The sequence below is a fragment of the Micromonospora sp. DH13 genome, from assembly GCF_020873825.1.
In the GTDB taxonomy this organism is placed as follows: Bacteria; Actinomycetota; Actinomycetes; order Mycobacteriales; family Micromonosporaceae; genus Micromonospora; species Micromonospora haikouensis.
The window spans coordinates 1-12,091 of record NZ_JAHWGR010000068.1 but is presented as its reverse complement, the minus strand read 5'-3'; the positions used below and the strand labels follow the sequence as shown (position 1 = coordinate 12,091).

The following is a 12,091-nucleotide window of genomic DNA, read 5'->3' as shown; positions in this document are numbered from 1 at the left end:
TCCATCGACTCCATCAAGCGCGCCGAGGTCGCCGGCGAAGTCGCCCAACGCCTCGAACTCGCCGTCGAAGGCGACGAGAGCGAGCTGGAGGACCTCGTCAAGGCCCGCACCGTCCGCGCCATGGTCATCTGGCTCGACGAGAAGCTCAACGGCGCGGTCACCGCGACGGCGACCCTGACCGCCACCGCGAGCATCGCCGCCCCGCCCGCCCCCGTCCAGGCCGCCCCCGCCGTGGCCCCGGCCGCGCCGGAGCCGGCCGACGCCGGGGTCGGCGTCGGGATCGCCCCGAAGCGGCTGGTGGCGCAGGAGAGCGTCCGCACCGAGCCGGTCGGCGACCCGGCCACCGTGCTCGCCGGCACCCGGTTCCTGATCACCGGCGGCGGCGCGATCGCGGCGTACCTGGCGGAGCTGCTCGGCGAGTACGGCGCCAGCGGCCAGCTCGGCGTGCTCGACAGCCAGCAGGCCGGCGAGGGCTTCGACGGGGTGCTCGTCCTCGACGGGCTCACCAACCTCGACGAGCCGCTGCTGCCCGACGTGTTCCCGCTGCTGCAGCGGGCGCTCGCGACCGGCCCGCGCTGGCTGCTGGCCGCCGGGGCCCGCGACGCCGCCGGGGCCGCCGACGGCATGCCCGGCCTGTTCCGCACCATCGCCCGCGAGTACCCGCAGCTGACCGCCCGCTTCGTCGAGGTGGACCCGGCCGCCGCAGCGGACGTGCTCGCCCGGCAGCTGCTCAACGAGGTGCTCACCAGCAGCGAAGCGCCGGTGGTATACCTCCGGGGCGACGACCGCTACGTCGCCGACCTGGTGCCGGTGGAGCTGGGCGCGCTGGCCGCCGGCGGGGCCGGCCCGGCCGGCGACGGGGTGGCCGAGGCCGCCGCGATCGGCCTGGAGCCGGACTCGGTGATCGTCCTGATCGGCGGGGCGCGCGGCATCACCCCGTGGTTCGCCCGGACGCTCGCCTCGGCCAGCCGGTGCCGCATCGAGCTGGTCGGCCGTACCCCGCTGCCGCAGGGCCCGGAGGACCCGGCACTGGCCGCGGCCGGCGACAAGCAGGCCCTGGTCGCGGCGCTGGCCCGGCAGGGCCTGCGCAACCCCGCCGAGATCGACCGCACCGCCCAGCGCATCCTGGCCGCCCGGGAGGTCAACGCGACCATCGCCGAGCTGACCGAGCTCGGCGGCGAGGTCCGCTACCACACCCTCGACGTCCGCGACACGGCGGCGACCCGGCACCTGCTGGGCCGCATCCACGCCGAGCACGGCCGCCTCGACGGCCTGGTGTACGCCGCCGGGATCATCGAGGACAAGCTGATCGCCGAGAAGGACCCGGCGTCGTTCACCCGGGTCTTCGACACGAAGGTCGACGGGGCGCGCGGGCTGCTGACCGCCCTGGACGAGCTGCCCGCCAAGCCGCGCTTCGTGGTCTTCTTCGGCAGCATCGCCGCCGCCTACGGCAACCGGGGGCAGTCCGACTACGCGGCCGCCAACGACGCCCTGGACACGATCGGCACCCGCTACGCGGCCCGGACCGGGGTGCGCACCGTGACCGTCCACTGGGGCCCGTGGGCGCCCGGCGCCGGCCACGGCGGCATGGTCACCGCCGAGCTGAGCCGGGAGTACGCCCGGCGCGGCATCGGCCTGATCGACCCCGAGGAGGGCGCGCTGGCCCTGCTGCGCGAGCTGGCCTGGGCCGACGCGGCGGTCACCTCGGTCGTCTACACCGCCTCGGGCTGGTGAGCGCGCCGATGCCCCGCAACGCCCCCGCCCACACCGCACGACGGAGGAACCGATGAGCAACGGCGCACCCGCGCCCGGCCAGATCGCGATCGTCGGGATGGCCGCCCTGATGCCCTCCGCCGGTGACCTGGAGAGCTACTGGCGCAACCTGATCAACGGGGTCGACGCGATCACCGACGTGCCGCCGCACCGGTGGGACGAGGAGTTCTACGACCCGGAGCAGGCGCACCGGCCGGACCGGATGTACTGCAAGCGCGGCGGCTTCGTCGACGAGTACGCCACGTTCGAGCCGCTGCGGTTCGGGGTGATGCCCGCCTCCATCGGCGACATCGAGCCGGACCAGCTGATCACGCTGGAGGTGGCCGCCGCCGCGATCGACGACGCGGGCGGCACCGACAAGCTGCCCGACGGCGAGCGCGTCGGCGTCATCCTGGGCCGGGGCGGCATCCTCAGCCCCGCCCAGGCCCGCTACGCCCAGCGGGTACGGATGTCCAGCCAGGTCATCGGGATCCTGCGGGAGCTGATCCCGGACGTCGACCCGGCCCGGCTGGAGCTGCTGCGCAAGAAGTTCGACGAGCGGCTCGGCCCGTACCAGCCGGAGGGGACCATCGGCCTGGTGCCGAACCTGGCCGCCTCCCGGGTGGCCAACCGGCTCAACCTGCGCGGCCCCGCGTACACCATCGACGCGGCCTGCGCCTCCTCGCTGATCGCCGTGGACCAGGGCATCACGGAGCTGCTCAACGGCCGGCTCGACGCGGTGCTCGCCGGCGGCGTGCACCACGTGCACGACATCAGCTTCTGGTCGGTGTTCAACCAGCTCCGGGCGTTGTCGCGGCAGGGCGAGATCCGGCCGTTCGACGCCGCCGCCGACGGGCTGCTGATCGGCGAGGGCACCGGCGTGGTGGTGCTCAAGCGGTACGCCGACGCGGTCCGCGACGGCGACCGGATCTACGCGGTGATCCGGGGCAGCGGGGTCTCCAGCGACGGCAAGTCCGCCAGCATGTTCAACCCGGCGGTCTCCGGGCAGGTGCTGGCCATCAGGCGGGCCTGGGAGGCCGCCGGGCTCGACCCGACCGCCCCGGACGCGCTGGGGCTGCTGGAGGCGCACGGCACCGGCACCCCGACCGGGGACGCGGCCGAGCTGACCACCGTGGCCCAGGTGTTCGGCCCGTACGCCGGCGGCCCCCGCCCGGTCATCGGGTCGGTCAAGTCGATGATCGGGCACACCATGCCGGCCGCCGGCGTCGCCGGCCTGATCAAGGCCGCGATGGCGGTGCACCGGGGCGTGCTGCCGCCCACCCTGCACTGCGAGTCCCCCCGGGCGGAGATGGCGGCGACCCGGTTCGCCCCGATCGCCACCGCCCAGCCGTGGGAGAGCGACGGGCCGCGCCGGGCCGGGGTCAACGCGTTCGGCTTCGGCGGGATCAACGCCCACCTGGTCATCGAGCAGGCGCCCGCGTCGGCCGGCGAGCCGCTGGTCGGGTTCACCGCGCCAGCCGCCGGCTCCGGGGCGGTCACCGTCGACGAGGCCGACCAGGTGCTGTGGCTGGCCGCGTCGAGCCCGGCCGGGCTCGCCGAGCTGCTGGACCGCGACGACGAGACGGTACGCCGCCTCGGCGCCGACCTGGCCGCGCGCTCGGGCGGCGACGCGCCGGGGCGGGCCCGCCTCGGCATCGTCAACCCCACCGACAAGCTGCTCGCCGTGGCCCGCAAGACGGTGGCCCGGGGGCAGGCGTGGCGGGGCGGGCGGGACATCTGGTTCAGCCCGCAGCCGCTGCTGGCCGACGGGGCGGGCAAGCTCGCGTTCGTCTTCCCCGGCCTGGAGGCGGAGTTCTCGCCGCGCACCACCGACCTGGCCGCCCACTTCGGGCTGCCCGACCGGGAGTGGTCCGCCGCCGACCTGGGCCGGCACGGCGCCGGCCTGATCGAGGTCGGCAAGCTGTTCAACGAGGCGCTGGAGCGCATCAACGTGCGACCCGACGCCGTCTCCGGGCACAGCATCGGCGAGTGGACCGCCGCCGCCGTCAGCGGCCAGATCAGCACCGCCGCGATGGACGAGTTCCTGGAGCTGTTCAACGCCGACTCGGTGGAGGTCTCCGGGTACGTCTTCGCGGCCGTCGGCGCGGGCGCCGACCGGGTCACCCCGCTGCTCGGTGACTTCCCCGGGGTGGTGCTCTCGCACGACAACGCACCGGCCCAGTCGGTGGTGAACGGGCCGGAGACCCAGGTGGACCGCCTGGTGGAGGCGCTGCGGGGCCGCAACATTCTGTGCCAGAAGCTGCCGTTCCGCTCGGCGTTCCACACCCCCGCGTTCGCCGAGGGGCTGACCTCGATCGGCGCGGCGCTGGGCCGGTGGGAGGTCCACCCGACCCGGATGCCGGTGTGGTCGGCGACCCTGCACGCGCCGTTCCCCGCCGACGAGGACCAGGTCAACCACATCTTCGTCCGGCACATGATGGAGCCGGTCTGGTTCCGGCAGACCGTCGAGGCCATGTACGCCGACGGGTTCCGCGTCTTCCTCCAGGTCGGCGCGGGGCAGCTCGCCTCGCTGATCGGCGACAACCTGCGCGGGCGCGACCACCTCGCGATGCCGGTGAACACGGCGCACCGCACCGGGCTGAACCAGCTCCGCCGCGTCGCCACCGCGCTGTGGGTGGAGGGGGCCGCCCCGGACCTGCGGGCCCTGACGACCCCGGCGCGTCCCGCGCCGGCCGCCCCGGAGAAGCCCGCCAGCAGCACCACCGGTCGGCGTGGTCCCCGGATGAAGCTCGACCTCGGCGGTCCCCTGGTCCGCCTCGGCGCGGACGCGGCCGGCCTGCTCGGGCTGGACGCCATGCCGGGCGCCACCGCCGCGCCGGCACCGGTGCGGCCCGCCGGCAACGGGGCGTCCGCCGCCCGGCCGGCGGTGGGCAACGGCACGGGCCCACGCCCGGCCGCCGGCAACGGCACGCCGGCAGCCCCGGTCGCCGCGCCGGCCCGCGCCGCCGGCACCGGCGCACCGGCCGCACCGGTCGCCCGTCCCGCAACGGGCAGCGGCGCGCCGGTGGCCACGCCGGCCCGCGCCGCCGCACCGGCGGCACCGCAGCCGGTCGTACCCCAGGCCGGCGCCGCGCAGCAGGCCAGCGCCGCGCTGTCCAAGGAGGCCAGCGCCGCGATGACCGCGGTGAACCGGCTCGCCGGGCAGTCGAGCGCGGCGGCCGAGTTCGCGGCCCTGCTCCAGGACACCGCGCAGAGCGCGGCCAGCGTGCTGGCCGCCACCGGCGGCACCCTGGCCCCGGCCCGCCCGGCACCGGCCGGCGGACCGGTCCGGTCCCAGCCGCCGCGACCCGCCGTCGCGCCGGCCACCACGCCGGCCGCGCCCCGCACGCCCGCCTTCAAGGCCCCGACCCCGGTCGCGCGCCCCGGCGTCAATCCGGGCGAGATCGGCCGGATCACCCTGCGGGTCTCCCTGGAGACCATGCCGTACCTGCTGGACCACTGCTTCTTCGTGCAGCCGGACGACTGGCCGAACCCGGAGGACCGGTGGCCGGTGGTGCCGGCGACGGCGCTGGTCGCGCACATGATGGACGCGGTGGAGCAGCTGGTGCCCGGCACCCGGGTGGTCCAGGTGCACGACGCCAAGTTCAACAGGTGGCTGATCGCCGAGCCGGCCACGGACGTCGAGATCGTGGTGAAGACCGCCGGGCCGAACCTCTACTCGGTCGTCTTCGCCGGCTACGCCCGGGCCACGATCGAGGTCGGCACCGCGTACCCGGCCCCGCCGGAGGTCTGGACGCACGACCCGGCCACCGAGCGCCCGCCCACCCTCGGCGCCGCCGAGATGTACGCGGAGCGCCTGATGTTCCACGGCCCGCAGTTCCAGGGCGTGACCGAGGTGCACGCGCTCGGCGACATGCACGTGCGGGGCATCGTCACCGCCCCGGTGCCGCCCGGCGCCCTGCTGGACAACGCGTTGCAGCTCATCGGCAACTGGCTGATCACCACGCAGCCGTTCCGGACGGTGGCCCTGCCGGTGGGGCTGGGCCGGGTGCGGTTCTTCGGGCCGCCCCCGCCGGCCGGCCGGGCGTTCGTCTGCGTCGCCCGGGTGCAGACCATCGACGACGGGAAGCTCGTCGCCGACACCCAGCTCAGCTACCAGGGGCGGGTGTGGGCGCAGATCGAGGGGGCGGTGGACCGGCGGTTCGACAGCCACCCGCAGGCCCGCGTCGCGGAGCGCTTCCCCGAGCGGTACCCGATGTCGCACTTCCAGCCGGAGGGCTGGACGATGGCCTTCGACTGCTGGACCGACCTGGTCACCCTGGGCATGGCGGCCCGGGGCATCCTCGGCGGCGCGGCCAACGCCGAGTACGAGCGGCAGCCGGCCAAGACCCGCAAGCAGTGGCTGCTCGGCCGGATCGCGGCCAAGGACGCGGTGCGCTCCCGGCTGTGGGAGCAGGGCCACACCGACATCTACCCGATCGAGCTGACCGTCGGCAACGACCCCGACGGGCGGCCGTGGGTGCGCGGTCGGCCCGGCCGCGGCCTCGACGACTGCGACGTCTCGCTCGCGCACTGCGGCGACATCGGGGTGGCGATGGCCCGGTTGCGTCCCGCCGGGTCGCCGGCCACGACGCCGGGCGTCGGCATCGACGTCGCCGAGGTCACCGACCACCCGGACAGCACGTTCGGCTTCGCCCTCACCGGCGGCGAGGCGGCGCTGCTGGCGTCGCTGGCCGGCGGGGACGCCGCCGCGCGCAGGCTGTGGTTCACCCGGTTCTGGGCGGCGAAGGAGGCCGTCGGCAAGGCGGAGGGCACGGGGCTGGACGGCAAGCCACGCATGTTCCAGGTGCGCGAGGCCGCCGACGCCGTGCTGACCGTCGAGGTCGCCGGGCGCGCCTACCGGGTGGGTTACCGGGAGGTCGACAACCCCGAGGACCTGCCGCCCCGGCGCTACGTCGTCGCCTGGACCTGGGGCCCGGAGCCGGCCCCCGCCACCCCGCCCGGGGTGTCCCGACCGTGAACGACCTACCGGGCCGGCCGACCGGCCGGCCCACCCCGACAGCAGGTCACCCCACCGGAACAGTAGAAGGAGCAACCATCATGGCCGCGGCCCAGGACAGCATCCTCGCCGACCTCACCGAGATGATCAACGCCGTACTGGGCGACTTCGCGACCGACCAGGTCATCACCATGGACACCACGTTCCGCGACGACCTGGGCATGGAGAGCATCGACGTCGTCTCGCTCGCCGGCCGGCTGCAGGCCCGCTACGGCGACACCGTCAACTTCGCCCACTTCGTGGCGAAGCTCGACCTGGAGACGGTGGGCGAGCTGCGGGTCGGTCAGCTCGTCGACCACATCGCCACCTCCCTGCAGGGCGACGGGGTCCCGGCGGGCAGCCGGTGACGATGGTCAAGGCGAACGGGATCACGCTGCACGTGCAGCGGCTCGATCCCGCCGGTCCGGCCCCCGCGGGCCGGACCGGGCCGACGCCGACGGCGGTGCTGATCCACGGCATGGCCTCGGACACCATGGCGAGCTGGTACTTCACCATGGCCGAGCCGCTGACCCGGGCCGGCTTCCCGACCGTCCTGTACGACCTGCGCGGCCACGGCCGCAGCGACCGCCCGGCCACCGGGTACGCCCTCGACGACTTCGTCGACGACCTGGCGGCGCTGCTGGTCGAGCTGGACGTCACGGGGCCGCTGCTGCTGTTCGGCAACTCCTTCGGCGGGACGATCGCCTTCGGCTACGCCGCGCGCCACCCGGACCGGGTGGCTGGCATCGTGGCCGTGGAGTCGTCCCCGCCGACGCCGGAGTGGATGGGCCGGGTGCGGATGCGGCTGGAGCGGGTCGCCGCCCGGCTGCCCCGCGAGGGGGCGCTGGCCGAGATCGGCGCGGCCCGGGGGCGCATCGCCGCCCGCCGGGCCGCCGACACCGGCCGGATGCTCGCCGAGACCACCATGACGGCGGAGCTGCCGGCCAGCCGGCTGCCGGCAGGAGACGCGCTCGCCGCGATCGCCTGCCCGGTGCTGTGCCTCTACGGCGGCGACTCGGCGGTGGGCGAGCTGGCCCCGGCCGTACAGGGGCTGCTGCCGCAGACCCGCGTCGTCGTCCTGCCCGACGAGAAGCACTCCGTCCTGATCGACCGGCCCGACTCGGTACGCCGGCACGTCCTCGCCTGGCTGGGCGAGGAGTGCGGGCTCGACGTGGCCCCACCCGTCACCACATGACAGCGCGACTTCCAGGAGGAATCCCGATGGACACCCCGATCACGGGTCGGTCGATCATCATCAGCAACGGACGCTGCGGCTCGACGCTGCTGTCCGACCTGATCCACGAGGAGCCCGACACGCTGTCGGCCCAGGAGTTCTTCATGTCGGTGACGCCGTGGGCGCGCAGCGCCGAGGTGATCACCGGCGCTGAGTACTGGGCGGTGCTGGCCAGTCCCAAGCCGGAGCTGGCCACGCTGTTCCGGATCGGGCTGCCGCCCAAGGAGGTCCGGTACCCGGCCACGGGCCGCTGGGCCGACCGGATGACGGAGCTGCCCCGGATCCTGGCGATCACCCTGTCGAAGCTCACCGACGACCCGGACGCCCTGTTCGACCAGCTCGCCGAGCGGGTCCCGAGCTTCGGCACCCAGTCGGTGGCCCGCCACCACAGCGACTTCCTGGACCTGGTGGCCACGCTCACCGGCAAGACCCGCTGGGTGGAGCGCTCCGGCGGCTCCAGCCACCTGGCGCCGCACCTGCTCAAGGGCTTCCCGGACTGCAAGATCGTCTATCTGACCCGGAACCGGGAGGACACGGCGAAGTCGATGAGCCGGCACTCGTCGTTCCAGCTCATCCAGCTCCGGGTGGAGTTCCTGGGCCGCTGCGGCCTGGACCCGTTCCGGGTCACCGACGCCGACGACGTGCCGGCGGACCTCCAGCCGTTCCTGCCGCACCGGCTGACCGCCGAGGCGCTGCGCGAGCGCGGCGAGGACATGCGCCGCTACCTCGGGTTGTGCGCGTTCATGACCAGCCAGGCCGACCAGGCGCTGGCCGACGTGCCGCCGGAGCACCTGCTGCGGATGCGCTACGAGGACCTGGTCGCCGACCCGGTCGGCGAGCTGACGCAGCTCGGCGAGTACCTGGAGTTCCCCGAGGCCGCGCAGTGGGCCGAGCGGGTCGCCGGGCGGGTCGTCGCCCCGGCCCGCAAGCCCGCGCCCGCCGCCGCCTGACCCGCCCCACCCCACACCGCACCCCGTTCTCCTGCGCGCCGCGGCCCGGACCGCCGGGCCCGGCCGCCGGTGTCCCACCCTTTTTGCTGGAAAGAGAGGCAGTTGGTGAATCCACTCCGGATCTCCACTCGGCGGCTGTTAGCCGCCGTTGCCGTGCTCGGGCTCGGGCCCGTGCTGGCGGTTCCCTCGGCGGCGCTCGCCGCGCCGCTCGACGCCGCCGGGGCGGCCGGCGGCCAGCCGCCGACCACGCAGCTCCTCGCGAAGGCCCCGCCGGACGAGTGCTTCGCCGGGATCGGGCAGCCGTACCCGGCGGGCCCGCCCTGCGAGACGGGGCAGGCGAAGGTCAACCAGGCGTACCTGTGGGGGATGACCCGCGCCGGCCGGACGCTGTTCTTCGGCACCGGAGCGAACGTCAACTGCCTCACCAGCGGTCGGACGCTGGAGAACACCGTGCCCACGCAGAACGCCGACTGGGTCTGCGAGTACGGCGAGAGCCAGATCGCCAAGCGCAACCCCCAGTTGCCGGTCAAGCTGGGCGACCACCGCATCCCGCGGCTGTACACGTACGACACCAAGTCGAACCAGCTCACCGAGAAGACCGAGTTGGTGAAGGCCGCCTCGCCCGACGACGCGACCCGGCTGCAGAACACGGTCGGCATCCGGGCCGCCGGCAACTACGGCGGCGTGGCCCTGCTGGGCGGACCGGCGCTGGGCGAGAGCATCAACCTCTTCGCCTTCGACACCGACACCGGTGCGTACCTGGGCTCGCACAACTTCACCTCGTACGGCAACATCCGGCACTTCACCGTGGCCGACGGCGCGCTGTACGCGGGCGTGGGCGTGGGCAACAACGGCGGCAACCGCGGCCACGTGCTGCGGTGGATGGGCAGCAAGACCGACCCGTTCAACTTCGCCCAGGTGGCGACCCTGCCGGCGCAGGCCGCCGACCTGACCGTCCACGAGGGCCGGATCTTCGTCACCACCTGGCCGGGCTCGGACAACGAGTTCTCCGGCGGCGAGGCCGCGCCGGCCCCGGTGCCGGCGAGCATCGCCTCGGTGTGGATGAGCCCGAAGCTCTCCGACGGCGCGCCGGGGCTCACCCCGGACGACGACGCCGCCTGGCAGCAGGTGTGGAACGTGGCCAGCTACGAGCCGGACGCCGTGGTCGCCCGCAGCTACGGCCTGGGCGGCCTGGCCTCCTACGGCGGCTACCTGTACTGGGGCACCATGCACGTGCCGATGAAGGCCACCAGCCTGCACCTGAGCATCTACCCGCCGGTGGACGAGGCCGGGATCACCGCGACGGCCCAGAACACCCAGCGGGCGATCAGCATCTACCGGGGCAAGGGCTTCGGCTCGTCGAAGCAGAAGGTGGACCTGCTCTACGGCTCGACCGAGCTGCCCGCGTTCGACCCGGAGGCCAACGGCGGGGTCGGGGCGTGGACGACGAAGTCGACCAACTACACCCCGAAGTACGGCCCCGCCGGCTTCGGCAACCCGTACAACAACTACACCTGGAAGATGGCGGTCGCCGGCGGCAAGCTCTACGTCGGCACCATGGACTGGAGCTACCTGGCCAAGGAGTTCGGCCAGCAGACCGCCACCGCGCTCGGCCTGTCGCCGCAGATGGGTGACGTGCTGGCCAAGGCCCCGGCCGTGGCGGCGGCGCCGGCCGGCGCGCGGGCCACCGCCGAGATCCCCGAGGCGGTGTACGGCGGTGACCTGTACGCGTTCCCGTCGACGAAGAAGCCGGCGACGACGATCAGCGACACCGGGGTGGGCAACTACCTGAACTACGGGGTGCGCAACATGGTCGTCGACGGTTCGACCATCTACCTGGGTATGGCGAACCCGATGAACCTGCGTACCGACCCGAACGACGACGTTCCCGAGGGCGGTTGGGAGCTGATCAAGCTCAAGGCCGGCTGCTGATCTCCGTGCCGCCGGCCCGGCGTCCCCTCCTGCGCCGGGCCGGCGGCCGGCAGCCCTTGCCGAACCCTGGCCCGTTCCTGACATTCCTCGAACATTCGCGGGCGAAAGTGTTCATATGATGACTTTTTCCGATTTTCGCCCTACCGTCGGGGCTCCCGGCGGTCGGTCACGCCGGTCGCCCTCCCCCGCCGCCACCCGACTCGCCGGGGCGCTCGCGCTCCTCGTCGGGCTGACCCTGCTCGCCGGCTGCACCCGGGGCGGCGGCGGGGCCGACGACGGCGGGCCGGGCGCCGGCCGGGCCTCCGACGGCGCGTCGGCGGCGGACGTGCCCGTCGGCTCCTCCCAGCGCACCCTGACCGTCGACGGGCGGGACCGCACCTACCGGCTCTACCGGCCCGCCTCGGCGAAGCTGACCGACCCGGTCCCGCTCGTGGTCATGCTGCACGGCGCGGCCGGCACCGGCGAACAGGCCGAGGAGGCGTACGGCTGGACGGAGGAGGCCGACCGCAAGGGCTTCGTGGTCGTCTTCCCCGACGGCATCAACCGCGCCTGGGCGGTCGGGCCCGAGTGCTGCGGCGCGCCCGCCCGCGAGGGCGTCGACGACGTCAAGTTCATCACGGAGCTGGTCCGCACCGTCGGCGAGACGGTCCCGGTCGACCCCGCCCGCACGTACGTCTCCGGGATCTCCAACGGTGGGCTGCTCGCGTTCCGGCTGGTCTGCGACACCACGGTGTTCGCCGCCGTCGGCGCGGTGGCGACCACGCTCACCGGGCAGTGCGCCGACCCGAAGCCGGTGTCGGTGCTGCACATCCAGGGCAAGCTCGACAAGACCATGCCCTACGGCGGCGGTCCCGGCCGGCGCGACAACGGCGGCACCGGCCGCAACCCGGTGAAGATCGACGGCCCGCCCGCCCCCGAGCTGGCCGCCCGGTGGCGCGCCGTCGACGACTGCGGAGAGCCGAAGGAAACCACGGACGGCCCGGTCGTGCGCACCGCCGCGACCTGCCCCGAGGGGCGCGGCGTCGAGCTGATCACCATCACCGACGCCGGCCACCAGTGGCCCGGCGGCAAGCCCAACCCGCCCCGCGCGCAGCGGCTGCTCAACCTCGACCCGCCCTCCACCGCGCTGAACGCCACCGAGACCATCTGGCAGTTCTTCAGCGCCCACCCCAAGCCCGCCGGCGGCTGACCGCCGCACCGCGCCGTGCGCCCCCCGCCCCCCCC

General features: G+C 74.5%; 7 protein-coding genes. All 7 read left to right on the top strand.

Features of this window, described 5'->3' with window-relative positions:
* The coding region (locus LPA42_RS32925; protein WP_228987120.1) for an SDR family NAD(P)-dependent oxidoreductase at nt 1–1,734 on the top strand (1,734 nt) is incomplete at its 5' end.
* 52 nt (nt 1,735–1,786) lie between these two features.
* Nucleotides 1,787–6,733 carry a type I polyketide synthase gene (locus tag LPA42_RS32920; RefSeq protein ID WP_228987119.1) on the top strand — a complete coding sequence of 1,649 codons (4,947 nt, stop codon included), beginning with the start codon at nt 1,787–1,789 and terminating at the stop codon, nt 6,731–6,733.
* Nucleotides 6,734–6,813: 80 nt separating this feature from the next.
* Nucleotides 6,814–7,119, top strand: coding sequence for an acyl carrier protein (locus tag LPA42_RS32915; RefSeq protein WP_077937637.1), 306 nt, complete (start codon nt 6,814–6,816; stop codon nt 7,117–7,119).
* Between the two features lie 2 nt (nt 7,120–7,121).
* Nucleotides 7,122–7,946, top strand: a complete 825-nt coding sequence (locus LPA42_RS32910) for an alpha/beta fold hydrolase (RefSeq protein ID WP_228987118.1) — start codon at nt 7,122–7,124, stop codon at nt 7,944–7,946.
* Nucleotides 7,947–7,972: 26 nt separating this feature from the next.
* Nucleotides 7,973–8,935: a sulfotransferase domain-containing protein gene (locus LPA42_RS32905; RefSeq protein WP_077937635.1), complete on the top strand. Its 963-nt coding sequence runs from the start codon at nt 7,973–7,975 to the stop codon at nt 8,933–8,935.
* A 171-nt stretch (nt 8,936–9,106) separates the two neighbouring features.
* The gene (locus LPA42_RS32900) at nt 9,107–10,867 is read left to right on the top strand and encodes a hypothetical protein (protein ID WP_228987117.1); all 1,761 of its coding nucleotides are present in this window, start codon (nt 9,107–9,109) and stop codon (nt 10,865–10,867) included.
* 118 nt (nt 10,868–10,985) lie between these two features.
* The gene (locus tag LPA42_RS32895; RefSeq protein ID WP_228987116.1) at nt 10,986–12,056 is read left to right on the top strand and encodes a PHB depolymerase family esterase; all 1,071 of its coding nucleotides are present in this window, start codon (nt 10,986–10,988) and stop codon (nt 12,054–12,056) included.
* The last annotated feature ends 35 nt before the right edge of the window (nt 12,057–12,091 follow it).